The sequence below is a fragment of the Bacillus sp. FJAT-45350 genome (genome assembly GCF_002335805.1).
Taxonomy (GTDB): Bacteria; Bacillota; Bacilli; order Bacillales; family NISU01; genus FJAT-45350.
Window position 1 is genome coordinate 2,231,476 of the sequence record NZ_NISU01000001.1, and the last position, 26,310, is coordinate 2,257,785.

28 protein-coding genes and 1 riboswitch are annotated in these 26,310 nt (G+C 36.0%); of the genes, 6 read left to right on the top strand and 22 right to left on the bottom strand.

Translation table 11 applies throughout. The features are described from left to right. Nucleotides 1-143: 143 nt before the first annotated feature. The 14 genes from CD003_RS11185 to CD003_RS11250 all read right to left on the bottom strand — a co-directional run bounded on the left by CD003_RS11185 (nucleotide 144) and on the right by CD003_RS11250 (nucleotide 9,435). Nucleotides 144-506, bottom strand: a complete 363-nt coding sequence (locus CD003_RS11185) for a hypothetical protein (RefSeq protein WP_096201201.1) — start codon at nucleotides 504-506, stop codon at nucleotides 144-146. Between the two features lie 284 nt (nucleotides 507-790). Continuing rightward, the gene (locus CD003_RS11190; protein WP_096201202.1) at nucleotides 791-1,387 is read right to left on the bottom strand and encodes a SpoIIIAH-like family protein; all 597 of its coding nucleotides are present in this window, start codon (nucleotides 1,385-1,387) and stop codon (nucleotides 791-793) included. A gap of 3 nt (nucleotides 1,388-1,390) precedes the next feature. Beyond that, a complete protein-coding gene (gene spoIIIAG / locus CD003_RS11195) occupies nucleotides 1,391-2,059 on the bottom strand; it encodes a stage III sporulation protein AG (protein ID WP_096201203.1) in 669 nt (222 codons plus the stop codon). A gap of 2 nt (nucleotides 2,060-2,061) precedes the next feature. Next, nucleotides 2,062-2,694 (bottom strand): stage III sporulation protein AF, encoded by a 633-nt coding sequence (gene spoIIIAF, locus CD003_RS11200; RefSeq protein ID WP_096201204.1) that lies wholly within the window; start codon nucleotides 2,692-2,694, stop codon nucleotides 2,062-2,064. Between the two features lie 15 nt (nucleotides 2,695-2,709). Next, a complete protein-coding gene (spoIIIAE, locus tag CD003_RS11205) occupies nucleotides 2,710-3,882 on the bottom strand; it encodes a stage III sporulation protein AE (RefSeq protein WP_096201205.1) in 1,173 nt (390 codons plus the stop codon). A 50-nt stretch (nucleotides 3,883-3,932) separates the two neighbouring features. Further along, on the bottom strand, nucleotides 3,933-4,322 hold the full coding sequence (gene spoIIIAD, locus CD003_RS11210; protein WP_096202332.1) for a stage III sporulation protein AD: 390 nt from the start codon (nucleotides 4,320-4,322) through the stop codon (nucleotides 3,933-3,935). A 14-nt stretch (nucleotides 4,323-4,336) separates the two neighbouring features. After that, nucleotides 4,337-4,540: a stage III sporulation protein AC gene (spoIIIAC, locus tag CD003_RS11215; protein WP_096201206.1), complete on the bottom strand. Its 204-nt coding sequence runs from the start codon at nucleotides 4,538-4,540 to the stop codon at nucleotides 4,337-4,339. A 24-nt stretch (nucleotides 4,541-4,564) separates the two neighbouring features. After that, nucleotides 4,565-5,077 (bottom strand): stage III sporulation protein SpoIIIAB, encoded by a 513-nt coding sequence (gene spoIIIAB, locus CD003_RS11220; protein WP_096201207.1) that lies wholly within the window; start codon nucleotides 5,075-5,077, stop codon nucleotides 4,565-4,567. After that, nucleotides 5,074-6,003: a stage III sporulation protein AA gene (gene spoIIIAA, locus CD003_RS11225; RefSeq protein WP_096201208.1), complete on the bottom strand. Its 930-nt coding sequence runs from the start codon at nucleotides 6,001-6,003 to the stop codon at nucleotides 5,074-5,076. The genes spoIIIAB and spoIIIAA overlap by 4 nt, the downstream gene beginning before the upstream one ends. A 98-nt stretch (nucleotides 6,004-6,101) precedes the next feature. After that, nucleotides 6,102-6,383 (bottom strand): DUF2619 domain-containing protein, encoded by a 282-nt coding sequence (locus CD003_RS11230; RefSeq protein WP_096201209.1) that lies wholly within the window; start codon nucleotides 6,381-6,383, stop codon nucleotides 6,102-6,104. Nucleotides 6,384-6,703: 320 nt separating this feature from the next. Then, nucleotides 6,704-7,261, bottom strand: a complete 558-nt coding sequence (efp, locus tag CD003_RS11235) for an elongation factor P (RefSeq protein ID WP_096201210.1) — start codon at nucleotides 7,259-7,261, stop codon at nucleotides 6,704-6,706. An 80-nt stretch (nucleotides 7,262-7,341) separates the two neighbouring features. Beyond that, entirely contained in the window at nucleotides 7,342-8,409 is a 1,068-nt protein-coding gene (locus CD003_RS11240; protein ID WP_096201211.1) for a M24 family metallopeptidase, read from the bottom strand. Beyond that, entirely contained in the window at nucleotides 8,406-8,843 is a 438-nt protein-coding gene (gene aroQ, locus CD003_RS11245; RefSeq protein WP_096201212.1) for a type II 3-dehydroquinate dehydratase, read from the bottom strand. The genes CD003_RS11240 and aroQ overlap by 4 nt, the downstream gene beginning before the upstream one ends. A gap of 103 nt (nucleotides 8,844-8,946) precedes the next feature. Then, nucleotides 8,947-9,435: a YqhR family membrane protein gene (locus CD003_RS11250; protein WP_373558540.1), complete on the bottom strand. Its 489-nt coding sequence runs from the start codon at nucleotides 9,433-9,435 to the stop codon at nucleotides 8,947-8,949. Between the two features lie 262 nt (nucleotides 9,436-9,697). Here CD003_RS11250 and CD003_RS11255 point away from each other — a divergent pair, with 262 nt between their 5' ends. Together CD003_RS11255 and CD003_RS11260 are read left to right on the top strand one after the other, a co-directional pair. Continuing rightward, complete coding sequence (locus tag CD003_RS11255; RefSeq protein WP_096201214.1) at nucleotides 9,698-10,054, top strand: SA1362 family protein; 357 nt, start codon at nucleotides 9,698-9,700, stop codon at nucleotides 10,052-10,054. A gap of 155 nt (nucleotides 10,055-10,209) precedes the next feature. After that, nucleotides 10,210-11,025 (top strand): phosphatase PAP2 family protein, encoded by an 816-nt coding sequence (locus CD003_RS11260; protein ID WP_096201215.1) that lies wholly within the window; start codon nucleotides 10,210-10,212, stop codon nucleotides 11,023-11,025. Between the two features lies 1 nt (nucleotide 11,026). Here CD003_RS11260 and CD003_RS11265 read toward each other — a convergent pair whose 3' ends face one another. The 4 genes from CD003_RS11265 to CD003_RS11280 form a co-directional block, all read right to left on the bottom strand. After that, nucleotides 11,027-11,917, bottom strand: coding sequence for a patatin-like phospholipase family protein (locus tag CD003_RS11265; protein ID WP_096201216.1), 891 nt, complete (start codon nucleotides 11,915-11,917; stop codon nucleotides 11,027-11,029). A 284-nt stretch (nucleotides 11,918-12,201) separates the two neighbouring features. Next, entirely contained in the window at nucleotides 12,202-12,636 is a 435-nt protein-coding gene (gene mntR / locus CD003_RS11270; RefSeq protein ID WP_096201217.1) for a transcriptional regulator MntR, read from the bottom strand. 194 nt (nucleotides 12,637-12,830) lie between these two features. After that, on the bottom strand, nucleotides 12,831-13,859 hold the full coding sequence (gene splB, locus CD003_RS11275; RefSeq protein WP_373558541.1) for a spore photoproduct lyase: 1,029 nt from the start codon (nucleotides 13,857-13,859) through the stop codon (nucleotides 12,831-12,833). Nucleotides 13,860-14,007: 148 nt separating this feature from the next. After that, nucleotides 14,008-16,560, bottom strand: a complete 2,553-nt coding sequence (locus tag CD003_RS11280; protein ID WP_096201219.1) for a vitamin B12-dependent ribonucleotide reductase — start codon at nucleotides 16,558-16,560, stop codon at nucleotides 14,008-14,010. Nucleotides 16,561-17,021: 461 nt separating this feature from the next. Here CD003_RS11280 and dat point away from each other — a divergent pair, with 461 nt between their 5' ends. Continuing rightward, complete coding sequence (gene dat / locus CD003_RS11285) at nucleotides 17,022-17,867, top strand: D-amino-acid transaminase (protein ID WP_096201220.1); 846 nt, start codon at nucleotides 17,022-17,024, stop codon at nucleotides 17,865-17,867. Nucleotides 17,868-17,885: 18 nt separating this feature from the next. Here the strand turns inward: dat and CD003_RS11290 are convergent, their stop codons facing one another. After that, the gene (locus CD003_RS11290; RefSeq protein WP_096201221.1) at nucleotides 17,886-18,719 is read right to left on the bottom strand and encodes a lipoate--protein ligase family protein; all 834 of its coding nucleotides are present in this window, start codon (nucleotides 18,717-18,719) and stop codon (nucleotides 17,886-17,888) included. A gap of 241 nt (nucleotides 18,720-18,960) precedes the next feature. On the opposite strand from CD003_RS11290, the gene CD003_RS11295 reads away from it, so the two are divergent. Further along, nucleotides 18,961-19,338 (top strand): rhodanese-like domain-containing protein, encoded by a 378-nt coding sequence (locus CD003_RS11295; protein WP_096201222.1) that lies wholly within the window; start codon nucleotides 18,961-18,963, stop codon nucleotides 19,336-19,338. Between the two features lie 55 nt (nucleotides 19,339-19,393). Here the strand turns inward: CD003_RS11295 and gcvPB are convergent, their stop codons facing one another. The 3 genes from gcvPB to gcvT are packed head-to-tail and all read right to left on the bottom strand — an operon-like array spanning nucleotide 19,394 to nucleotide 23,320. After that, nucleotides 19,394-20,851, bottom strand: coding sequence for an aminomethyl-transferring glycine dehydrogenase subunit GcvPB (gene gcvPB / locus CD003_RS11300; protein ID WP_096201223.1), 1,458 nt, complete (start codon nucleotides 20,849-20,851; stop codon nucleotides 19,394-19,396). Continuing rightward, nucleotides 20,845-22,191 carry an aminomethyl-transferring glycine dehydrogenase subunit GcvPA gene (gene gcvPA / locus CD003_RS11305; protein WP_096201224.1) on the bottom strand — a complete coding sequence of 449 codons (1,347 nt, stop codon included), beginning with the start codon at nucleotides 22,189-22,191 and terminating at the stop codon, nucleotides 20,845-20,847. The genes gcvPB and gcvPA overlap by 7 nt, the downstream gene beginning before the upstream one ends. A gap of 37 nt (nucleotides 22,192-22,228) precedes the next feature. Then, entirely contained in the window at nucleotides 22,229-23,320 is a 1,092-nt protein-coding gene (gcvT, locus tag CD003_RS11310; protein WP_096201225.1) for a glycine cleavage system aminomethyltransferase GcvT, read from the bottom strand. A gap of 261 nt (nucleotides 23,321-23,581) precedes the next feature. Next, nucleotides 23,582-23,678, bottom strand: a riboswitch (glycine riboswitch). 119 nt (nucleotides 23,679-23,797) lie between these two features. Between gcvT and CD003_RS11315 the strand changes: the two genes are divergently transcribed. Continuing rightward, a complete protein-coding gene (locus tag CD003_RS11315) occupies nucleotides 23,798-25,486 on the top strand; it encodes a DEAD/DEAH box helicase (protein ID WP_096201226.1) in 1,689 nt (562 codons plus the stop codon). Continuing rightward, a complete protein-coding gene (locus CD003_RS11320) occupies nucleotides 25,464-26,258 on the top strand; it encodes a YqhG family protein (protein ID WP_096201227.1) in 795 nt (264 codons plus the stop codon). The genes CD003_RS11315 and CD003_RS11320 overlap by 23 nt, the downstream gene beginning before the upstream one ends. Nucleotides 26,259-26,310: the final 52 nt, after the last annotated feature.

The following is a 26,310-nucleotide window of genomic DNA, read 5'->3' on the forward strand; positions in this document are numbered from 1 at the left end:
AAATGAAAACGTATATAAACGGTTTTAAACTCAGGTTCGTATCCTAAATAGCATCATAAAAAAAGGACTAAACTCGATACCAAGTTTTATCACCTTCAATATTATAAGGTGATAAAACTTTCGAGCTAGTCCTTCGTATAATCTTATTCTTCGTTCTCTGTTACTTCTTCCTCTTCTTTAACAATCGCATCTAGCTTATACTGCCTGAAAACAGGAAACTCAGAAAGATTTTCAGGAATTTTACCATTTTCAAGTAAAATAATTTTTACAATGTTTTTATTTCGTGCCATATGGTATTTATCACCATATTCATTCTCTTGAGTGAATTTCTTTAGGCTTGTATAATCATCTTCTTGAATTGAAACTGTATATGTACTTCCACCTTCTGTTACAAATTCTTGCTCAAAACCAACTTCAAATTCAACAATTTGAATATTATCATTTTTCATATTACGTGTTTGTTCTAAAACGGCTTTCGCCCCTTCAGTTAAGTCATTCCATTCCATCATTAATCTCTCCCTTATTTCAATCTATCCTGACCATTAGGCATAACAATGTTGTATTATATCATGTCCATGTTACCATTGCATTATAATGTTAGGCTACAAACTAATTACGAATGACAAATTGCAAATTGTAAATTCCATGAATAAATACAACACAAGCTCGAATTTTTTTAACGTATTCCTTAAACCAAACGAACTTTACTAGCCAATTTTAAATTCCAATTGTTAATTCTAAATTAAAACAAGTAGGGGCAAAAACATAAATGTTTTTGCCCCTACTTGTTTTAGTTACCTGCTTGGAATTGAACAGCTACGTGTTTATGACCTAGTTGCTCCCCAGCCATTAATAGAATTTCATTTGCTTGCTCACGAGTAAGCTCGTCAGCTTTTACGATAATTTTTACTTGCTCCTCTTGTGTAATAACTAGCACATCATCATATCCCTTTGAACGGATTAACGTTTCTAGCATTTGTTCTTTTTGCTCTAATTGTAATAAGTTTTCTTTGCTTTCAAGAGCTGATGTTCTTATTTCTTCTGGTGCATCAGTAGAAGCAATAATGTTTGTGTACTCTTCTTGCATTCTTTCACGTGATTCTTGGCGATCTAGTCTAATTGAAGTAAATACTTCATCACTTGCGATACTTGAGATAACTCCAGCTTCATCTAACTCTTCTTCTAAGTTAATGTCCAACTCTTCTTCAATATTTACCGAAACTTGACCAGCTTCTTCAAAATTTAATTCTTCATTCACTGCTTCCTCTTCCTCAAGAAACGCCATTTGATCCCCTGTTTGCCCTGGAGCTGTAATGTAATAGACTGATAGTACAATGATTAAGCTTAACATCGTTAATAACCAAATTGTTTGTTTTTTCAAAACCATAATTTATTCCTCCTTAGTTTTTTTAGGCATTACTGATACACGATGAGCAGGTACATCGAGTGCACGACTTACTGCTTCAACGACCATAGACTTTACTTGGATGTTATCAACACCCTTAGCTACTACTAGCACACCTCGAATATTTGGTTTTTCTTTTTTTATTAAAATTGGCTCTTCTTTGTCACCATTTCGTACGATGACTAATTGCTCATCCCTTGAAAGGTCATCAACTTTTCGTTGACCTCCTTCTCGGTCTGTTTCCTCTGTTTGTTGCTTTTTCACATTTGAATTTCTTTCATACACTTTTTTTTCAGTTTCCGCTAAATTTATCATAACGGAGACATCAGAAACGCCAATGATTTGTTCAAGTGTTTCTTTTAGTTGATTTTCATAGCGAATCTCATAATCATTCATCGTACTAGGCTCTGATTGATTATTTTGACCAAAGGCTGGCTGGTCCTCTTCAGTAGAAGTTGCCTCACCGCGGAAAACAGGTTGACTCTCTTGTTCTGCGATGTCGTCCTTAAAGAAGTTTCCTAAAATCATTAGGGCAACACCTAAACACAAGATTAGCACTACATATGGTAATGAGAGCTTTTTCTTTTTTCCATCTACCTTATCGGATACTAGCTTCTTCAACCAATGACGGTCATTTTTTTCACCTGAGTCCATGTCTACTGCTCCCCTCCTTCCCATGCTAAAGAGATTTTATCTTTAGGAATTTGCCAACGCTCAGATAAGTGGTTGTGTAATGGCTTATCATCGAAGCTTTCTACTTTTCTTTCAAATTCTTTACTAGTATCAATAGAAACTACTTGAACTGCCTCGATTCCCTCATAATCAACTGGTACTTGGTCTTTCTTTGTAATGAGTACCCGTACTTCTTTGATTGCAACTTCAAACTCTACTGATGGGTCGGCAAACTCATCAAGGGAAATGGCAACTTCCTTCAGCTCTACATCAAATTGTTCAATCAACTCCTCTTCCACTTCTCTTTTCAATTGGACAGCCACCTGTTCTGAAATATATGCACGTTGTCCCATTTCTATATCTACTTTCTTTCTTTCAATTGAATTTTCTAAAGAATTATTTGTATTTTGTTCCACCTTTGAAACTTCTGCAAAGATATCATCCACATCTACTGAAAAAATAGAAAGTAGAGGATTTAGAATCATGACTAGTAACAGCAGGCCTACGACCATTTTGACGTACCTCTGCATACTAGAGTTGGGTAGGAGTAACTCCAGTATCGTCGCTAGTAATATAAAAAGAATGATATTCGTTAACCACTCTGTTATAAACGCCATGAAATCCCCCCTTCCCTATCTCATCATAATCGATATATTTCCTGAAGCTATGATAATTGTTAAAGCTAAAAAGAACATTAAACATACAGTCGCAAGTGCTGCGAAAATAAAAATAACTGATTTTCCAATTGTAGATAAGCAATCAATAATCGGACCACCACCTAATGGTTGAAGAACAGCTGCTGCAATATTAAATATTAGTGCCAAAGATAAAACCTTAATTGCAGGAAACGCACATAAGACAAGTAAAATTCCTAGTCCAGCAATCCCTACTGTATTTTTTAAAATAAGAGAAGCACTCATTACAGTATCAGCTGCATCTGTGAACATCCTTCCGATTACAGGGACAAAATTACCAGCAACAAACTTTGCCGTTCGAATTGTTATTCCATCAGCAACAGCAGAAGTTGCCCCTTGTACAGAAATGACCCCTAAGAAAATTGTTAGAAAGACACCAAGTGCCCCTATACTAATATTTCTTAGAAAGTTAGCTAGCTTGGTCACTTTGTAATGAGAGCTTAACGTGCTAACAATATTTAAAACTGCTGATAAAAAAAGTAAAGGTAGTACAAAATGCTGTATTAATAGTCCGCTTGTATTAACAAGAAAGACGATTAATGGGTGAAAGAGTGCTACTGAAGTTACACTACCCATAGAAGCCATTAACGCTAGTAAAAGAGGGATAAGAGCAAACATAAAATTTATCATTGTATTAATGGCATCTTGCGCATACGTGACAGCAACATGAAAACTATTTAATGCGATAATGATTAACACCATATAAATAATTGCATAAGCCACTTTACTAATCGTATGTTGTTCAAATGCATTTTGTAGTGACTGTAATACCATCGAGAACACAGTCAGCAAAATGAGCATCCCCAGAAGCTTCCCATTAACAAGGAGCTCATGAAGAAGAAATTTAACTAAACCACCAAACCACTCTTTAATAGAAAATTGTTTATCTCCACGAACAAATTCCATTAAAGAACCTTTTTGACTTTCAGGTAGAAAGCCACCATATTCATTGGCGATCATGTCCCAATAATCGCGGATTTCATCAATACCTAGCTGTTCAAGCTGGTTTTCAACAAACCCTTGATCAATTTCTTGTTCAGGACCTTCCGCTAATGTGACAGTCGGTAGAAACCAAATAAAAAAAAGTAGAAAGACAGCCGCGCGCAACATTTCACCTCCTATTATCAGACTCAATGCTTGTACACTACGGTGCTTGTACACTAACCCGGTAACAAGGAAACAACCATTTCAATAATTGCTGTTAGGATTGGAATTGCCATGACCATAATTAAGACTTTCCCTGCAAGCTCTATCTTTGAAGCAATAGCCGCTTGTCCAGCATCTTTTGCTATTTGAGCACCAAACTCAGCGATATACGCAATTCCAATGATTTTTAATATCGTTTGTAAATACACCATATTAATATTTGCATTTGTAGCAATACTCTCGAGCATCCCTATTACTTTAGCTATTTCTTCTATTAAAAAAAGAAAAATTAAAACACCAACAAAAACGGTTAACATAAAAGCAAATATAGGTTTTTGCTCTTTTACAACCAGGGCTAGGAAGGTGGTAATTAAGCCCAAGCCGACAATTTGAATAATCTCAATCAGAGACACCTCCCCTATTGAATCAAGAAAACCCCTTTAATTTTTTGAAATAAATCATCTACAATCGAGGCAACCATGTAGAGTACAACTACAAAACCAATTAATGTAACCCAATGAGCCCAATCTTCTTTACCCATCTGCTTTAAAACCGTATGAATCATCGCAACAACAATACCTATTCCAGCGATTTGGAAAATCGTATTTACATCATAGACCATCTCAATCCTCCTCTTAGGTCATAATTACAGCATTAGAATAACGATTAGTAACCCTGACAGAAACCCCAGTGATTTCAACATTTTTTCATATCGATTCTGTCGATCCCTTGCTTCCCCTTCCTCCCTTTCAAGGTGAGAAAGCGTCAGTTTGATTTGCTTTTGCTGGTGCGTCCTATCATGCTGTCCGAGGGTTGCACCAAACTGCTTCATCACTTCTAATTCAGCAGGACATAGTGCTGTAAGTGGCCACGTCTCATCCAAACTCTCTTGCCATGCCTTTGCGACACTATCTTCTTTATTGTGTAAATGAAAAGAGAACCTTTCAAAAAAATAAGCTACTGGCTTTGGCATTTGTTTCGCCAAATTTGTACTGGCCTCAGCTAACGGTGTCATCCCATACATGATTTCTGCTTCTAATGACTGTAAAGCCACTTTCAGTTGTCGTAATTGCCTTGGCCTGTCACTTAAACGTTTTGCAAATTCAAATCCTACCCATGTCGTCCCGATGATGATAATAAGAGCGCCAAGAAGCTTCAACTGCTCTTCACCACATCTTTCTGGATATGATTGCGTATTCTCCTTATTTTCCCAGCTGTTTCTCTTCTTGTTAATTCGATCGAACGTTGAAAGGCATTTGATGCAACAATAGGTTGAATCGTTGGTCTTTGTTCAATTTCCTCCATGTTGTGTCCGTGAGCAGTTGTAATAATTTTCACCCCTGCATTTATTGCTTCATTTATTGCTTCACCATCTTCTTTTCTTCCAATCTCGTCTACTATAATGACATCAGGACTCATTGAGCGTATGAGCATCATCATTCCTTCAGCTTTCGGACAACCATCTAGGACATCAACTCTATGTCCAAGTTGATGCTGAGGAATTCCTCTGACACTCGCTGCAATCTCAGATCGTTCATCGACAATACCGACCTTACTAGGTGCTATATTTAGAGAAGGTGCTCCGCAACTTATCAGCCTTGCTATATCTCGTAATAATGTCGTTTTTCCAGTTTGAGGTGGTCCGATAATTATCGTATTTAACCATCCTTGGTCATATATATATGGAATAATTTTTTCTGCGACACCGACCTTTTGATTTGCAATCCGAATATTATAGGAACTAATATCTCTCAATGCTTTAACTCGTCCATTTTCCACAACTACTTTTCCTGCTAGCCCTACTCGATGACCTCCACGAATAGTGATATATCCTTGTTTAAGCTCTTCTTCAAAAGCATATAAAGAGTATTGACTTAGTTGATTTAGTAAGTGAGAGGCATCTTCATTACTAACAATATACATTCTATTTGCAAGCTCTGGATAATAAGGTTTACCTGCAGCGATCACTTCTAAAGGGCGGTCGATACGAATTCGAACCTCCTCTAGATTCTTTTTTAAGGAAGCGGGCAATCCCACTAACAGGTTTTTTATTGGTACTGGACAAACTGCCAACACCTCATCCATATCTCATCCCTACCTTCTAAGAAAAACCGCTTTGCGGTCTTGTCGCTTTTTATACTTACTTACACCATATGCAAGCTTGACCCAATTTCATGATTACTTTATTTACGGATACCGATTAAAATGAGCAAAACACCTAGTCCAATTAGTAGAAGTTTACTAACAGAAATCTTTCCAGCAACCCCTAATAAACCAATGGCCATCGTACTTATTAAAACGAGAGGACCAACAATTGCGAGCACCGCATTTACAGCAATTGCCTTTTCAATGCTATTCAAACGCAACATAATTGCAGCTGCACTTAACTCAATAAGTCCTGAGGTTAGCCGTAATATAACCATACCAAGCACTGCTGTTTCTATTCCTACTAACCACGCTTTCACATACGTTCCCTCCACATATTAATCTACTTTGTACAACCTATGACAAGAGGGAGAAATTCAGAACAGAAAGGGGGACTTTAATTATTAGTTATAAGTTATTAGTTATATAATTTAGGGCTGTATTCATTGTAGTAACAATCAGCCATTGACGTTTTTTCATTCATAATCCATAACTCATAATTCATAATTAAAAAAGCCATTCACCCACTATATTGGTAAATGACTCTAACTAGATTATTGAACTCAGCTTAGTAAATCTTCTCGATTAGCGCAAAAAATCCATTACCCTATAGGATAATGGATTTTTCGAATTGGATAGATTATGCACGAGATACATAAGCTGAGCTTCTTGTATCAATAATTAATACATCGCCTTGGTTAATAAAGAAAGGAACTTGAACAGTTAGTCCAGTTTCTAAAGTAGCTGGCTTCGTACCGCCACTTGCAGTATCACCTTTAATACCAGGCTCAGTTTCCGTAACTTCAAGTTCAACTGTGTTAGGAACATCTACACCTAGAATTTCAGTTTGATACGTCATGATGTGGACGTCCATGTTCTCTTTTAAGAACTTTAATTCATACTCAATTTGATTTGCTGGAAGTTCAATTTGATCATATGTTTCGTTATCCATAAATGTATGAACATCGCCACTAGCATATAAATATTGCATACGACGGTTTTCGATATGAGCTTTTGCTACTTTTTCTCCACCGCGGAATGTTTTTTCTTGTATGTTACCATTACGAAGGTTACGAAGCTTTGAACGTACAAATGCTGCACCTTTACCTGGTTTAACATGTTGGAAATCTAGAACTTGCCATATTCCTCCATCAACTTCAATAGTTAATCCTGTTTTAAAATCATTTACAGAAATCATCTAATAAACTCCTCCATCTTTCATTTAGTCACATAGTTTACTATACCATAGGATGATAAAAAAGGCTCAAAAAGTAGAAATTACTCTCCTACTATAAGAAGCTCTTTTGTTGAAGAAGTGAAGGAACGATTACCATCTTCTGTGATTAATACATCATCCTCAATTCTTGTTCCACCTACACCTGAAATATAAATTCCTGGTTCAACAGTAACAACCATACCTGGCTTTAACACCGTATCTGATTTTGTTGATAATGAAGGTCCTTCATGAACTTCCATGCCAAGACCATGACCTGTTGAATGTCCAAAATATTCGCCATAGCCCTCATCTGTTATGTAGTCTCTCGTTAATGCATCTGCCTCTTTACCAGACATACCAGGTTTTATACCATCCATACCACGAAGCTGTGCTTCTAGTACTGTATTGTAAATTTTTCGTAACTCATCACTTGGTTCACCGATCGCAACAGTACGAGTAATGTCTGAACAATAACCTTTATAATATGCTCCGAAATCAAATGTTACTAATTCACCTTTTTTAATGACCTTATCACTAGCTACCCCATGTGGAAGTGCTGAACGAAGTCCAGATGCAACAATGATATCAAAAGAAGATGAAATGGCTCCTTGTTTTCTCATAAAGAACTCTAGTTCAGTTGATACATCAATCTCTTTCATCCCTGGCTTTATGTAATTTATAATATGAGAAAAAGCTGCATCCGCAATATCAGCCGCAGCCTGAATGATTTCAATTTCAGCTTGATTTTTAATCATTCTTAATTGCTCAACTAACCCTGATATCGGAACTAGTGATGTGTTCACATTCTTCTTATAAATATCATACGATTGATAAGTCATATGGTCCTGTTCAAAACCTAATGATTTAATGCCCATGCTTTCTACTTGCTTCGCTACTTCTTCAAAAATAGGAGTTGTATGTTGTACAATTTCATAATCTACTGCTTGCTCATTTGCTTGGTCAACATACCGAAAATCTGTGATGAATTTTGCCTCTTTCTCCGAAATTAACACAACTCCTGCAGTTCCTGTAAAGTTCGTCATATATCTACGGTTGTATGGGCTTGTAATAAGCATTCCATCAATATTCCGTTCGTTAAATTGTCCTCTAAGCTTTTCTATGCGTGTCAATTGTTTTCCCCCTCTAATAAAGCTAAAACAGCTAATTTATATCCCTTCAATCCCATTCCAACAATTTGCCCCGCAGTTACTGGAGCTGTAACAGATGTATGTCGGAACTCTTCTCTTGCATGTACATTTGAAATATGTACTTCAATGACGGGAATTTCAATACTTGCTATTGCATCGCGTATTGCATAACTATAATGTGTGAATGCACCAGGGTTGATAATAATCCCCGTAGCATAGTCCCCTGCTTCATGAATCCAGTCAATTATTTGACCTTCGTGATTTGATTGCTTACACTCCAATTCACATTGATTCTTTATTCCAAACTCTATCACTATTTTTTCAAGGTCAGCTAATGTTTCATATCCGTAAACTGCTGGCTCACGTAACCCCAATCTGTTTAAGTTTGGACCGTTAATAACAAGAATTTTCTTCATTACTCCGCTTCCCCTCAACCAACGTATTTAAACAAATCAGCATCTACACACGTAGAAAGATTTTCCTTCGTATTCTAACATAGCTCTTGTTTTTTGAATAGGTTTACGCTCTTGTATGCATTTCTTTGTATTCATACGAAATTGAATAGCCAATAAAGACACCATACAGGATGTAAAGACATATAGATGTAAGGATAGTATTTAAATCTAAATTTGCGACTGATTTTAACCCAGGGAAGATTGGATTAAGCAAGTAAAATACAATTAACCATAGTACGACACCATATCCGAGACCTGCCCAAATAGAATAGACCTTTTCTAAAATTAACTTATATAAAAAGGCAACCAAAATTGAAAGTAGTGAAATAATGAATATACCTACTAACTGGCCCATATAGCCATCCTTCCAATTTCCTAACGCCCAAGGCATTAGTACTAATGCAGGACCTACTCTCATAAAATTAAGAAAAAAGGCTAAATAACCGATCATACTCCAAATCAGTCCACCAAATAAGCCAATGACCGCCACTTTACCATTGTACGACATCGTTTCTTCCCTCTTATTTTGTTGTAATTGCTCTTGATTTTCCACTATTATCACCTCATGCGCTAGTATGTCCATGAATACATCCAACTATAGATTTTTTTGGAATCTATCTTTTTGCATACTTATTAATGAATACATGTGTAAAATTTTAATTTAAAGGGAAAAGTAGACAACATAAGGATTTAAATGGAGGATTTTTATTAATTCATGTAGAATAGATTTAAAGTATTACAGTACGTAAGTTTTACTAAAATAATATTTAAAAATTACACTTATGTTGTTTCGAATTTTATTGGAGGTGAGCACTATGTCTCGACAATTCTTTCATCCGCTTGTCATGGTTATTATTGGCCTTGCAGTACTTGGATTTGTTTACAGATTGGTCACAAATCCCCTTGGTCTATTCACCCAAATTATACTGTATGCCGCTATCGCCTTTGGTATTTTTCTCCTCTATAAACACTTTATATCTAAGAGGATGGGGATGCAAAGTACTTCTCACCGTCCAAACACAAACAAAACTAAACCTAGTAACGTTGTTCCACATAAACGTAAAACAAATGACAAAAAAGCTTCTGTACGCCCATTAAAACGAAGACCAGATCATAACCTAACGGTAATTGAAGGTAAAAAAAGCAAGAAAAAGAATCGAGCGCTCTTTTAAAATTGCTCGATTCTTTTTCTTTTAGATGGTATCTTTAAGGATAAAAAATTCTAACAATAAATTTCTAAATATTTTGCACTGTCAACGATCGTGTTAACATATTTTTATCACATATTAGGACAAGTCTTTTATTATCAAAGAAAGGAGAATGTAACTTGTTAGCATTTATACTATTTTCTACAACTTCCATAATTGATTTATTTATCTATTTAAGTGATGTATTTTCATCTTCTTATTTTTATTTTCTAGCCATCCCTTTTTTATTTTGGACAGTTGACAAACATGCTGGATTTCGATTACTTTATTTATTTATGTTTTCTGTTTATCTAAACAATATTTTGAAGGATATTTTTAAAGTAGATAGGCCAGATACATCGATAGACGGTTATTCAATGCCAAGTGGACACGCACAAGCCACTACTGTTTTTTGGGGGTTTTTAATTCCTTTCCTCTCGAAAAAGTTTTTTACATTCGTAGCGATTTCGGTTATTGCACTTATCTCTTTCTCTCGAGTTTATACAAACGCACATTGGACACTTGATATTGTAGTTGGTATTTCAATCGGTATTTTCCTAGTTTATGCCTCTTATAGAGCACTTGATTGGATAGGCGCTATGCCGGATATATATAAACTTGTGTTAGCGATTATATTACCTATTGCATTATGGTTACTCTCACCTGAAGATAGCTATTATGCAGGTTTACTATTAGGTGGAGGAGTAGGATATTTCTTTGAAATACTAAAGTGTCGCATGATCCTTCCAACAAGTTATCTTCGAAGAGGAGCAGCCTTTTTAATAGGGATTATCGGCTTAGTCATGATTGAAAGAATAGGAACTATCTTGTCAGGCAACCTTTTTATTGAATTATTATTCAGCACCTTATTAGGATTATGGATTACACTTATTGCCCCTCTACTATTTGTTAAAATCCGTTTATATAATAGTGAATTGAACAATATCAAAAATTAAATCAATATCGCCATTTCTTTAAAAAAGCTCTTGTATGCTCTCTTCCGATGGCTATAAGAGCTTCTTTTTCTTTATCATTCAAAAGAAAGTTAGTTGCCTTTACTTCATCAAAAGGAATAAATACGATATTCGCCGCATGGTGTTTAGAAATATAACGAACATCGTGAGCTTTTCTCATTGTTTCAAATAACGAATGAAACATATCAAATGCATTAGTGATTTTATTAGCTGGAATTTCATCTAATTCTGGTGTTAATCGAAATCCAATGACAGGGCGTTTTAATTTCATCTTTTCATCTTCCATAAAAACCCACATAGGGAAGTTACTTAAGACACCACCATCTACTATAATCGACTTATCCTTCATCGTATTGTACAACTTTACAGGTTGAAAAAAATACGGGATCGAACAACTCATTCTAATAGCTCTAGCAACAGAAAACTTTTCTGGAATCATACCGTACTCTTTTAAATCATCAGGCAGTACCAATATTCGACCTCGAGTAAGATCTGAAGCAATAATTTTTAAAGACCCTTTTGGAAGATCCTCAAATGTCCTTATCCCTTTCTGCCTTAAAATTTCTTCGAGCCACTCCTCTAATTTATCCCCTTTGTAAAGACCTAGACGATAATACACCCCAATCCACTGAATAAAACGGAATGGTAAAAGTTTATTAGTTTTATCCATAAAAGTAGATAAATCTAAAGGCTCTAATACGTCTCTAAGCTCCTTACTTGTAAACCCCGCCTTAATTAACGCCGCTATAATTGCTCCTGCACTTGTACCAGCCAATCTTTCAAATGTATATCCTTGGCTTTCCATTTCCTCTAGTACGCCAATAAAAGTAAACGCACGAACGCCTCCCCCAGCAAATACTCCATCAACTTTCATCTCACACCCCTCCCTCTTTATAGTAACTTATGCCATTTACCTACAAGAGTGATGTATGTTAAAATTTTTATCGTTTTTTTACAGAACAAAACCGCAAAAGCGGTATTTGTTTGATGCAATGTGCGGAGCCACTACCTGTTTTAAAGTATACTGACAAGTGGGTTTCTTGACGCTATACACGTAGTGCGCGGAGCCATTGCCATTCTTTAAATAAGCTTTCACTTATCCACTGCTTAAGTATTTTTCAATTTCCTAAACCATAAAAAAAACAACCATAAACATAGTTATGATTGCTCTTGTTCCACTTCGTTTTTTCGTTGTACTTCTCGTAATGAACTAATTCTTCCTTCGTCTTCCTGGAAAAACTGAACTAAATCCCCGATACGATCGATAGCATCCCAACTTAAGTGATGTTCGATCCCTTCTACATCTTGAAATATATTAACCTCTTCTACACCAATTATTCTCATGAAGTCTTCAAGTAACTCATGTCTATATACAAGACGCTTTCCAACCTTTTTACCTTTAGGTGTTAATACCAATCCACGATACTTCTCATAAATTAAATACTCACTTTTATCTAATTTCTGTACCATTTTAGTTACTGATGATGGGTGAACCTCCAATGCCTCTGCAATATCAGAAACCCGTGCATATCCTTTATCTTCTATTAATTGATATATTCTCTCTAAATAATCTTCCATACTAGGTGTTGGCATGGGTCCCCTCCAATTTTTTCACCGCAGTCTTTAGTCTGTTAAAATAAATAACAAAACTGTATCAATCTAATTGTACTATATTCGACCTTCAACGACAACGTTAAATATAGTAAGCTTGGGCTGTTTTTCTTTAATAAAGAGTCACTTAAAAAGGACATGATAGCTACGTATGTAACTGTCATGTCCTACTTTTCTTATGTGAAATATTCAATTTTTCCATTTGGAAAAAAGTGATTAATATATCCGATAATTGTATCCTTTAATTCATCTGCTTCTTCATTTTTATAAACATACTTCCCTCTTCCATATCTACCCCATTTGTATTTTCTTTCATCTTCATTCATTTCAAGCTTTGATTTTGGGTATCTCTTTTCTATCGTTCTTTTGGCTGTTTTCGTAAATCGATGCTGAATTAATTCAAATGTTAAATCCTTCGTCGCATAATCAGGAAGTGTAGCAGCTAACTTTTCAAAGAGCTCTTTATAACCCTCTTCCCACCCTTCATGACGATAAAGAGGGGCTAGAATAAAACCTAATGGATAATTTGCTTTAGCTACTTTTCCCGCAGCTTCAATTCTTTGCTCGAAGGATGATGTACCTGGTTCAAAGTTCTTAATCACATAATTGGAATTCAAGCTAAAGCGAAACCTCGTATTTCCGTTATGCTTCGCGTCTAAAAGATGATCAACATGATGAAATTTAGTGACAAATCTAAGCCTCCCTAAATTTGTTGAACCAATAAATTCAATTGTCTTTTTCAATGAATGTGTTAAATGGTCGATCCCTACAATATCTGATGTACATGCTGCTTCAAAGCGCGTTATTTCTGGCTCTCTTTCGTTAATGTACTTTTGTGCCACCTCAAATATATCCTCTAAGTTTACATAAGTACGTATATATGGCTTATCTCCCATTGTTGTTTGTAAATAACAATAATGACAATGTCCCATACAACCAGTAGCTAAAGGGATGGCATACTCAGCTGATGGTTTAGAAGTATCAAATTTTAATGTTTTTCGCACCCCTACTACTAGTGTTGATTTTGCGTTTCGATATTTTTGATTTTCTGTATCACCAGGTATATTTCGAACTTGATTATGTGATGTTGTTTCTCTAATTTCTATTCCCATGTTTTCAAACTTTTCTTTTAGTACTTTTCCTAAAGGGTAATCTAATGCTCTCGGTTCAATATACACGAGCTGCGGTACAAAAGGTTCCATCAAGATCTCATCCTTTACTTTTACTATTCTACTTTATGCTTTACAAAAAGAAATAGCAAAAATCAGTAAGTTGATGGAAACCTTTATTAACCAAAAAAAGGATGAAGAAAGGTACTACCCTTTCCTCATCCTATACATAATGCACTCTATATTATAGACCGCACTTCAATTGTGCGCCACAGCTTGTACACGTATTACATCCACCTAAGTCTTCAACTGTACCCTCACGACAAACAGGACACGTATCTCCAACTTCAGAACCAATCGTAACATTCGTTGAACGTAATGCATTTATCGTATCAACAAGAACAACTTTGCTCTTTTCCTTAGGTGCAGTCTCTTCATCAAATTTATTTTCTTCCGCTTTGAGTGATAGAACCTGTGCGTCACGACTACCATCGACATACACCGTTCCGCCTTTTGCACCCCCACGGTATAAACGCTCATATACTCCCTGTACTTGCTCAACAGTATAACCACGAGGAGCATTTACTGTTTTTGATAATGAACTATCAACCCAACGCTGAATAATACACTGAACATCTGCATGAGCTTCTGGTGGTAATTCCATTGTAGAAATAAACCAATCAGGTAAATTATTTTCATCTGCATCTGGATGCTTATCCAAGTATTCTTGAACAATTTCCGCTTTTACTTCAATAAATTTACCAAGACGACCACTTCTGAAATAAGAAAATGAGAAGTATGGCTCAAGCCCAGTACTTACACCGACCATTGTTCCTGTACTTCCTGTAGGAGCAACAGTTAATAAATGAGAGTTACGAATTCCATGCTCTAGGATTCCTTGACGGATATCCTCTGGCATTTTTCTCATATATCCTGTGTTAATAAAGGCTTGTCTTAATTCCTTTGTTTTTTCTTCTGTTTCACCTATTAAGAATGGGAAGCTTCCCTTTTCTTTTGCTAATTCAATACTTGTACGATAAGCAGTTGTTGCTATTGTTTCAAATACATCATCAACAAGCTTGTTTCCTTCTTCAGAGCCGTATTTGGTTTCACAATAAATCAGTAGGTCATGTAAGCCCATAACTCCTAACCCTACTCGACGCTCACCTTTGGCTTGCTTTGTATTTTGCTCTAAGAAGTAAGGTGTTGCGTCGATAACATTATCTTGCATACGAACGCCAACTTCAACCGTTTGCTTAAGCTTATCGTAGTTAACTGTTTGGTTCTCTTTATCTGCCATCTCAGCTAAATTAATAGCTGCAAGGTTACAAACTGAAAATGGTGCAAGGGGTTGTTCACCACACGGATTTGTCGCTACTACCTTCTGACCATACGCCTTCGCATTAGTCATTTCATTTGCATTATCAATAAAGAAGATCCCTGGTTCAGCGGAATACGTAGCGCAAATATTGATTAAGTTCCAAAGTTCTTTCGCTTTAATTGTACGGTATGTTCTAACTTTAAAACCTCGAGATTCCCATTCACGTACATCTCCACATTTATACCATTCTGCATTATATACTGCCATCTCTTCTACAGAGTAGTTTTCAACATCCGGGAAACGTAATGAATATTCTTCATCTTTTTCAACAGCATCCATAAATTCTTTCGTTAAACATACAGAAATGTTTGCACCAGTTAAAAATTCCGGATTGTTGACACTATAATTACCACCTGTGATTAACTTTTCTTCCGCCTCACTAATAGCTTTATCCTCAAACCCGCCTTGTCCTGGGACATTCTTGAAATTCACTATCCCTTGATACATTGCTGATTCAACATCATTTAACGGAGTAAATTTAAGCTTTTCCTTTACTAAGCTCTTAATTTGGTCATCATTCGTCTGTTCCAATAAGAAGCGTAGTATTTTTGGATTTTGCATTTTTGAAATAATGAATTCAAGAATATCAGGGTGGCTATCGACTAGCATGATCATTTGTGCACCACGTCTTGATCCACCCTGCTCTACTAAGTGAGTAAGCTTGGCGATATCATCTAACCATGAAACAGAACCAGATGATTTTCCATTGACTCCACGTGCAAGTGTGTTTCTCGGTCTAAGTGTTGAACCGTTCGTTCCGACACCCCCACCGCGGCTCATGATTTCCATTACTTGTTTACGATGTTCTGAAATACCTTCTCTTGAATCCTTCACATATGGCATTACGTAACAGTTAAAGTAGGTTACATCTGTTTCAGCGCCCGCTCCATAAAGGACTCGTCCAGCTGGAATAAAGTTCATATTTACTAGTTCATGATAATACTTTTCAAATGACGTTTGTCTTACTTCTTCGTCCACTTCAACCGAAGCTAGTCCTGTAGCATTTCTTTTGGCAATTTGCTCATAGAATAACTCTAAAGGCTTTTCGATTGTATCTAATGAACGACTAACTACTCCAGTCTTCATCTCTTCTGGGTCTTCAAGTACATGTTGGAACTCTTCATCTACTAAAACTTTTGCTTTGTTCAAATTCCAATCTATGTCTAATACAAACCCATATCCTCTTGCTGGAAACTTCGGGTCATCCTTTACTGTAAGAACAACGAAATCCCCTTCTTTTAACGTTTTCTTTTCTGTATCTTTAAATGTGTAGCGGTCAAGCATAACGAGCCTTGATACACCCTTTTTTGTTATGTTCATATCTGATGAAATTGGATGAACCTGAGGGAACTGCTTAATATCTTCATTAAGACTCTCCACATTTACCTTCATCACTTTCGACATCATCATTGTCATAGTTTCTCCTCCTTGAATGGAATAAACATTTATTTTACCTATTTCTTGTTGTCTAGTCACCAAGTTATTCTTTATATGTCCTATCCTGTTAGTTTATGTATTTGCTTGACCAAGCGTAACATAAAGAAAAGGTAAGATCAATATATTGTATTCAATATTCTATCTTACATACTATATATTGTGAAATATAGACCATTCAGTTAATTTGTCAACTATAAAAGAGCTCATTATTTGAAGAAAAAACGAGATATGCATGCAAAGATATCACCTCATTGCAGAAATTGAACGATTTTCTTTGTTGCAAAATCTTTAAAGCACTTGAACCCCTGTCCAATAAAGGTTTCAATTCTACGAGAATTTTTTAAAAATTTTTTTTTTAACAAGAACATTAAAAAGAAAACATTTGGACAAATCTAAATTGATATGTGAAGATAGAATCATCAATATATTGGGGGGATATAATGGGCTACGTACTATACCAGGATGAACTAATAAAAAAAGAAGATGCTAAAATCGATTTTGATGATAGAGGCTACTATTTTGGAGATGGCATCTATGAAGTAATGAGAATTTATGAAGGAATCCCCTTTGCTTTAGATGAGCACTTAGAACGCTTTTTTACTAGTGCTAAGAAACTAGATATAGATGCTACTTATACAAAGGAAGGTCTCATTACATTAATAAAAAAATTAATTGATAAAAATAAACTTATCAATGGAATTGTCTATCTACAAATGACAAGGAATATAAGTCCTAGAACTCATCTATATGAACGAAATCGGCATCCAGTTCTTACAGGATTTACTTCATCCATCGAAGGAATGAGTAAGCCTTCTTCTCCAATTGATGTTTGGATGACACCTGATATCCGCTGGCTTCGATGTGATATAAAAACAATAAATTTACTTGGGAATGTGCTGGCAAAAAGGTTAGCTGCTGATCATAATTGTACAGAAGCTTTACAACATAGAGACGGAACTGTAACCGAGGGCTCTTCTTCAAACTTGTTTATCGTAAAAGATAATAGAATCTATACACATCCAGCTACAAATTTAATTTTGAATGGAATTACAAGACAAATCGTCATTACACTAGCAAAACAATTAGATATCCCTGTTGTTGAGGAACCATTTACATTAGCTGAGTTGAGAGAAGCAGATGAAGTTTTTGCTACAAGCACAAGTCTAGAAGTGACTTCAATTAAAAAAATAATGGGAGATATAGAAGCCAATTTTCACCATGGTGAAATCACAAAAAAGCTAGAAGTAGCCTATACTGAACGTGTTGAAATAGAAATAAGAAAATAAGCTGTGTCAAGGCACAGCTTATTTTCTATAGTTCCACTCCTCGTTTGCATAACGTTCTTTTTCTATTAATCTAACGTGCTCCTCTTCTTCAACAGTTAACGTATACGGTTCAAGCTCGATATTTAGACCTTTTTCAAAACCTTTTTTAAAAGCTAACTTCGCTTCCTCAAGAGATAAAGGTATTTCTCTAAGTGCATTAATAGCTACTGCTTTATTTTTGAAATTACGCTGCATTCTTTCTCTTAACTTTTCGCTAGAGTAATTAAATAAATCAAAGAGCTTGTCCTCGTCTAGATCTAATATAATCGAACCATGCTGTAAGATTACGCCTTTCTGGCGCGTTTGAGCGCTACCAGCTACTTTTCTACCCTCAACAACTAACTCATACCATGATGGAGCATCAAAACAAACGGCAGAGCGAGGATTTTTTAATGCATCCTTCTCTTCCTTTGACTTTGGAACAGCAAAGTAAGCATCTAATCCAACATCTAGAAACCCCTCAAGTATTCCTTGTGAAATAATTCGGTATGCTTCTGTCACACTACTTGGCATATTAGGATGCTCTTCTGAAACAATGACACTGTACGTTAATTCCTTATCATGTAGCACCCCTCTTCCACCTGTAGGCCTACGTACAAAACCAAGACCATATGAACGAACCGCTTCCATATTGATTTCTTTTTCTACCTTTTGAAAATATCCAATTGATAACGTAGCAGGATTCCATCCATAAAACCGAATCGTAGGTGGAATCTTACCTTGACTATGCCAGTCAAGTAATGCTTCATCTAAAGCCATATTATAAGAAGGAGAACAATCTCCAGAATCAATGTAACGCCAAATTTCTTTCATTACTTCAACCTCATTTCTTTCTATTGAAAAGGAGTTGTAGAATATAATAAACAGGATTTCTATTAGGAACTACAATCATTTAGCCTTTTCTACTATCATTTTGTATAATTTGATTATCTTATTGAATAATATCGTTAGAAAGTATTCTGGTCAATTATCGTTGCTTCTTCGCTATTCAATGATTATAATTTAATATAGTGTATGACATGATTGTAGTAGATAAAGGAGTGTTTGTAGGTTCATGGAATTTATTTTATGGGGTATTCTTTTAGGTTTTATTATCTATCTTATTGCTAAACGATTTATAACTCCAAAGTATTTAAAGGAGTTAAATCAAGAAGAGTTCAAAGCTGGCTATCGAAAAGCACAATTAATAGATGTGAGAGAGCCACGAGAATTTGAAGGTGGACATATTTTAGGAGCACGAAATATTCCGATGTCTCAAATGCGTCAACGTATGAACGAAGTAAGAAACGACCAACCTGTCTATTTGTACTGCCAATCTGGTTCTCGTAGTAAGCAAGCAGCTTCTTACTTAAAGAAAAAGCGTGGTTGTGAAGACTTAAATCACCTTAAAGGCGGATTCAGAAAATGGGATGGTAAGATTAAGAAAAAATAATATGCTATATACAAATAAGAGGGGGTCCAAGTGGACACCCTCTTATTTGGTTTGTTTATTTACTATAACGTAAGATCGGTTTACGAGCAGCAGTCGTTTCATCTAGACGACCAATTACCGTGTGATGAGGCGCTTCTTGAACAACCTCTGGATTCTCTTCTGTTTCTTTTGCAATTTGAATCATTGCATCAATAAATTCATCCAGTGTTTCCTTTGATTCTGTTTCTGTTGGCTCAATCATCATACATTCCTCAACATTTAATGGAAAGTAAATTGTTGGTGGATGATAGCCAAAGTCTAGTAAACGTTTAGCAATATCTAACGTACGAACTCCAAGTAATTTTTGACGTTTACCTGATAATACAAACTCATGCTTACAATGTTGCTTGTAAGGTAAGTCAAAGTGTGGTTCTAATCTTCTCATCATATAGTTTGCATTTAAGACAGCATATTCAGAAACTTTTTTTAATCCTTCCGCTCCCATAGTACGAATATACGTAAATGCACGAACATTGATTCCGAAGTTTCCGTAGTACGGCTTCACTCGACCGATTGATTGTGGACGATCATAGTCAAATCCATAATGGTCACCTTTTTTTACTACTAATGGCTTCGGTAAATAAGGAATTAAATCCTTTTTCACCCCAACAGGTCCTGAGCCTGGACCTCCACCACCATGTGGACCAGTGAATGTTTTGTGTAAGTTTAAGTGAACTACATCAAACCCCATATCCCCAGGTCTTGCAATCCCCAAAATTGCATTAGAGTTTGCACCATCATAATAAAGCTTTCCTCCAGATTCATGGACAACCTTCGCCATTTCAACAATATATTCCTCAAATAAACCTAATGTATTAGGGTTTGTTAACATGAGTGCAGCTACATCATCAGAAACTACCTCTTTTAAATGCTCTAGATCAACCATTCCATTTTCATCAGTACGTACTGTTACTGACTCAAATCCAGCAACCGTCGCACTTGCAGGATTTGTTCCGTGTGCTGAGTCAGGAACGATGACCTTCGTACGATGGAAGTCACCGTTTGCTTCATGGTAAGCGCGGATTAGCATTAATCCAGTCCACTCTCCATGAGCCCCTGCTGCTGGTTGAAGTGTTACTTCATCCATACCTGTAATTTCAGCTAAATCTTGCTGTAATTCGTACATTAATTGAAGTGCACCTTGAACTTGGTTTTCTTCTTGATATGGATGGATGCTTGAAAATCCAGGATATCGAACAACATCTTCATTTATTTTCGGATTATACTTCATCGTACAAGAACCTAATGGATAAAATCCAGAATCAACCCCATGATTTCTACGTGATAAAGCAGTATAGTGACGCATAATATCAAGCTCTGATACTTCTGGTAGCTCAGGCTCATTTTCACGTAAAAATTCAGCTGGAATTAATTCTTCAATTTTTTCTTCTGCAATATCTAACACAGGTAAGCTATGGCCAACACGACCTGGTTTACTAATCTCGAATACAAGTGCTTGATCCTTCTCTAGCATACGATCGCCCCCAACTCATTTACAAATGTGTCAATCTCTTCTTTTGTACGCACTTCAGTTACTGCAATCAGCATATGACCTTGTAATTCAGAGTAATCCCTACCTAAGTCATAACCACCAATAAATCCTTTTTGTAGAAGCTCGTCATTTACTTTTGAAACAGGTTTTCCGACATTCACGACAAATTCATTAAATGTAGGGTTAGCATAAACTACTGACAATCCCTTTTCTTTTAATGCTTTTTTTGCATATGCTGCCTTCTGAACATTTTGTGTTGCCATTTCTTTGACACCTTTTTTCCCGATTGCCGTCATTGCAACTGAAGCTGCTAATGCATTTAACGCTTGATTAGAACAAATATTGGATGTTGCCTTTTCACGACGAATATGTTGTTCACGCGCTTGAAGTGTAAGGACGAATCCACGTTGACCATTTTCATCTGTCGTTTGTCCTACTAAACGACCTGGTATTTTACGCATTAATTTTGTTGTAGTAGCAAAATAGCCACAATGAGGTCCACCGAATTGTGGAGCAATACCAAATGGCTGTGCATCCCCTACAACGATATCTGCACCAAATTCACCAGGTGGCTTTAATAACCCTAATGATACCGGGTTACTAGAAACGATAAACATTGATTTTTCAGAATGAGTTAACTTTTCAATTTCAGCTAGATTCTCGATTGAACCGAAAAAGTTTGGATATTGCACAATTACACAAGCTGTGTCTTTATCAAATTCGTTCTTCAATGCATCAATATCTGTAACTCCGTCGGCCGTATCAATTTCCACAACCGTTAAGTTTTGTCCCTTAGCATTTGTTTTTAATACGTCACGTGCTTCGGGATGAACTGCTTTTGATACAAGAATTTTCTTTTTTTTCGTTTGACCACAGCTCATCATTGCTGATTCTGCTAGTGCTGTCGGGCCGTCATACATACTAGAATTGGCAATATCCATTCCTGTTAGTTCACAAATCATTGTTTGATATTCAAAAATGGCTTGAAGCTCCCCTTGAGAAATCTCAGGTTGGTAAGGAGTATATGCTGTATAAAACTCTGAACGAGAAATAACATGATCAACAATTGATGGAATATAGTGTTCATATACTCCAGCACCTAAAAATGAAACCGCCTTTTGTAAATCTACGTTCTTGCTAGCTAACTCTTGAAAATATTTAATTAATTCAGGCTCTTTTAAAGCATCACTAATATTTAGTTGTCCTTTAAAGCGAATACTTTCCGGAATATCTGCAAATAACTCTTCAATTGATTGAACCCCTATTGCTTCTAGCATTTCTATTTGATCTTGCTCTGTCATAGGTAAGTAACGATGAGTCATCAATAAATCCCCCTTGAATATGTTTTTTTCAATTCCCTTACTTTGCTCTTGAATAGAAAGGCGTCTTAACTACTTTTGCTTTTAGGCGTTTTTTACGAACCTGTACCTCAACCTCTGTACCAACTTCTGTATAGTCAATATCTAGTAACGCAAGACCTACATTTTTCTTTAATGTTGGTGATTGAGTCCCTGTCGTTACTTCTCCTATTTTTTTCTCACCACTGTACACCTCATAATGAGTACGTGGGATCCCTTTATCTATCATTTCAATTCCAACTAGCTTTCTTTGTAAACCCTCTTCTTTTTGACGTTTAAGGGCTTCTTTTCCAATGAAGTCAGCCTCCTTATCAACCTTAACAGCAAAGCCAATACCTGCTTCTAATGGTGTAATGTCTTTTGTAAGTTCCTGACCATACAAAGGTAATCTAGCTTCAAAACGAAGAGTATCACGAGCACCTAAACCACAAGGTACAACTTCCTCATCCTTCATTATAGCTTGCCATAAATTTGATGCCTCATCTTCATTACAATAGATTTCAAATCCATCTTCCCCTGTATATCCTGTCCTAGACACTAGAGAACTTACCCCAGCAATAACTACTTCACTTTTAAATTTAAAAAACTTGATTTCACTTAAATCTGTCTCAGTTAGACGTTGTAATACTTCCTCTGCCAATGGACCTTGAATTGCTAATTGAGCAATTTCTTCAGAACTATTTTTCACTGTTACACTGCCTGTTATATGTGACTCAAGCCACTCAATATCTTTTTCTATATTTGATGCATTAATTACTAGTAAATAATCTTCGTCCGCTCGTTTGTAAACAAGTAAATCGTCTACAGTTCCACCATCCTCATAGCACATAGCTGTGTATTGAGCTTGACCATCCTTCAATTTAGAAACATCGTTTGTAAGCATTCTTTGTAAAAATGAAAGGGCACCTGGACCTGTTACATCTACTTCACCCATATGAGAAACATCAAACAAACCTACTTTTGTACGTACTGCTTCATGCTCTTCTTTAATGCTTGAAAATTGCACTGGAAGATCCCATCCACCAAAGTCAATTGTTTTACCACCATGTTCCTTATAAAGGTCAAATAAAGGTGTTCTTTTTAAATCTGACAAATAAATCGCTCCTAACTTTTAAGTAAAATAGTTTAATGAATTTTTACACAAGTTACTATTTTTTTCAAAAGACTATATTTTATAGATTAATTTCAGCTAATTTTGATTAATCTATATAAAAAAAGACAGAGAAGTACATACTAAATAAAAGCATGTTCTTCTCTGTCCTGATACCAGAAAGTTTCTTCTTTATTGATTCAATAAAGAATGTCTTCGTGGGTGGTTCTAGTAAACGTAATACTAAAACTCTCTCCAGAGGTGCGTCGAGCAAGAGTCTTTTTTGCCTGAGAGATTCGCTTATCGCTTGCTCCTTCGGCGCCACAATCACGAACATTGTAGTCTCTCCCCTTGCTTTCATTCGCTTATTTACTATTTTTTAATAGTTTTCTCACGTTTGAGTATACTATTTATATTAATATCCTACCAATTGATTAGAATAAAGGCAACATTAATTTTTTCAGGAAAGGATGATTAGCCATGAAAATAGAAATAAATTTTTCTAAATCGTGGCAAGACGAATTTTTAAAAAGAATTGATGAAGACGGACCGTGGGCAAACTGGGAAACATTTAAATTAGCTTATGAGGCTGAACAGCACCTATCCATTCCTGATTTCCAAGGATTACAAGCTCCTAAGCATTTATCAAACTTACAGCCCTATCCTCATCAAATTGAAACTGCTAATACAGTGATAGAAACGATGAATGGTAAAGCCATTCTAGCAGATGAAGTTGGTCTTGGAAAAACAATTGAAGCGGGCCTTATCCTAAAGGAATATATGATTCGTGGATTAGTTAAGAAAGCTCTTATCCTTGTGCCAGCTTCTCTAGTATCCCAATGGAGCTATGAATTAAATCAAAAATTCTTTATTCCTGCTGTTCCTCAGAGAAAGACATATGTCTGGGAACAGTGTGATGTAGTTGTTGCTTCTATTGATACAGCAAAACGTCCACCTCATCGGGAAATTGTTCTAGAGCAAGATTACGATTTAATTATTATCGACGAAGCTCACAAACTAAAAAATCCTAAAACAAAAAACTATGAATTCATAAAAACATTAAAAAAGAAGTTCTGTCTCTTATTAACAGCTACTCCTGTACAAAATAAGCTGGAAGAAATCTTTAATCTCGTTTCTTTATTAAAACCTGGTCACTTAGGTGATATCACTAGTTTTGAAAAGGCCTATCGCTCAAATAAGCGCTCACCTAAAAACGAAGAGCAGTTACGAGAGCTCGTTAATAAAGTAATGGTTAGAAATCGAAGAGAAGAAACAGGAATTGAATGGACAAAACGTATTGTTGAAACTGTTCCTATCACCTTTTCTCGAGAGGAACGTACTTTATATGATGCAATTACAAATTTAAAATATGATGAAAATGTCCGAACAAACCATTTCTCACTACTAACTCTCCAACGTGAGGTTTGTAGTAGTCGTGAGTCTGCGTTCATGACGTTAAAAAATATGATTGATAAATCTCAAAAGGAAGGCAATACAATTCCTGTAGCTGAGAATTTAATGGAGATGATTGGTAACATCTCAACAAACTCGAAGGCTGAAAAAGCCCTTGAGATAATCAAAGGCATAGACGGTAAGGTCATTATTTTTACCGAATATCGTGCGACCCAATTATATTTACAATGGTTTTTAAAGCAACATGGTATTTCATCAGTTCCATTCCGTGGTGGATTTAAACGAGGAAAGAAAGATTGGATGCGACAGCTCTTTCAAAACCATGCACAGGTGCTAATCGCAACCGAAGCAGGTGGTGAAGGGATCAACTTACAATTTTGTAGTCATATTATTAACTATGACTTACCTTGGAATCCAATGCGTATCGAGCAGCGTATCGGACGTATCCATCGTTTAGGACAACAGCAAGATGTACGTATTTATAACTTTGCTGTGGAGGATACAGTTGAACAGTATATTCTCAAATTACTCTATGAAAAAATTAGCCTCTTTGAAAGTGTTATTGGTGAATTGGATGATATACTCTCAAAACTTGAGTTACCATCACTAGAAGAGCATGTAAGTGATATTTTCTTAAACTCCGACTCAGAAGGAGAAGTACGTGTGAAAATGGACCACTTATCTGCAATTATTAACCAAGTTGCTGAAGAGGAAAAGGAGGAACAACAAACAGATGCAACAGCATCAAATTCATAATTACTTAGAGCGGTATTTTATTTCAAACGAGTGTCAAATTATTGATAATGAATCAGGACATCTCCATGTTCAGTTATCAATTGATATGGATAAAGCACTTATGAATCGTCCCTTTTATTGGCATTACTTAGAAAAGACTGGTGGCACACCACAACCAATGAAAATGACATTAATTACAGACCCAGAAAAAGTATCAGAAGATAAAAAAGGGGAGATTATTCACTTTGGCTCTCCTAGATTGCATCAAATCTTTCAATCAACGAAAGAATTAGGTGGTGTCATCCGCCTTTATGAAGATGTACCCGCAAATGGACAGCAATCCACCCCATTACAGCCGTGGATTTGTATAAATGTCAAAATCTCTTATCAGTGTGATCGAAAAAAGGATGTAACGTTATCACTGGGTTTGAATCTAATTAATGGACAAATTGTCCCTGGCTTCTTTGAGAAGCTTATAGAAAAAAACTTAACGCCTAAAATTCCTGACTTTTGCTTTACGCTCTCTCCTCTTATTACACCTAAGAGTGGACTAATTCGTTTGGAGCGTATAATAGAAACCTATATCGAGGAACAGGACGATGATTGGGCGCAAGCTGCTAGAGAACGTTGGGACGAAGACCTACAGTTATTAAACCGATTTTATGAAGAGAAAGAGGAAAAACCAGAAAGTTATTACACTGAAAAAGAAGCTCTAAAGAGTCAATATGAGCCAAAGATTATTGCCTCAATCATTAATGGTGGTATGTTTTATTTACAACAGAAAGTTTTTTAGGAATTATGAATTATGGGTTATGAGTTACGATAGAGAAATTAGTAACATTCAC